This window comes from Streptococcus oralis subsp. dentisani (genome assembly GCF_003944205.1).
Taxonomy (GTDB): domain Bacteria; phylum Bacillota; class Bacilli; order Lactobacillales; family Streptococcaceae; genus Streptococcus; species Streptococcus oralis_BH.
In genome coordinates, this window is sequence record NZ_RJPH01000046.1 from 1 (window position 1) to 564 (window position 564).

1 rRNA gene is annotated in these 564 nt (G+C 49.1%); it reads right to left on the reverse strand.

The annotated features are described in order from the left end of the window. Positions 1-517 (reverse strand): 16S ribosomal RNA (locus tag D8805_RS10055); the annotation flags it as partial. Positions 518-564 lie beyond the last annotated feature (47 nt).

A 564-nucleotide genomic window follows, 5' to 3' on the forward strand; every position in this document is an offset into this window, starting at 1 on the left:
AGTTAGCCGTCCCTTTCTGGTAAGATACCGTCACAGTGTGAACTTTCCACTCTCACACTCGTTCTTCTCTTACAACAGAGCTTTACGATCCGAAAACCTTCTTCACTCACGCGGCGTTGCTCGGTCAGACTTCCGTCCATTGCCGAAGATTCCCTACTGCTGCCTCCCGTAGGAGTCTGGGCCGTGTCTCAGTCCCAGTGTGGCCGATCACCCTCTCAGGTCGGCTATGTATCGTCGCCTTGGTGAGCCTTTACCCCACCAACTAGCTAATACAACGCAGGTCCATCTGGTAGTGATGCAATTGCACCTTTTAAACAGTTATCATGCAATAACTGCTATTATGCGGTATTAGCTATCGTTTCCAATAGTTATCCCCCGCTACCAGGCAGGTTACCTACGCGTTACTCACCCGTTCGCAACTCATCCAGAGAAGCAAGCTCCTCCTTCAGCGTTCTACTTGCATGTATTAGGCACGCCGCCAGCGTTCGTCCTGAGCCAGGATCAAACTCTCATTAAAAGTTTGAGTTCTCACTCATTTCTGTCACTGACAGATTTATTGTTTTT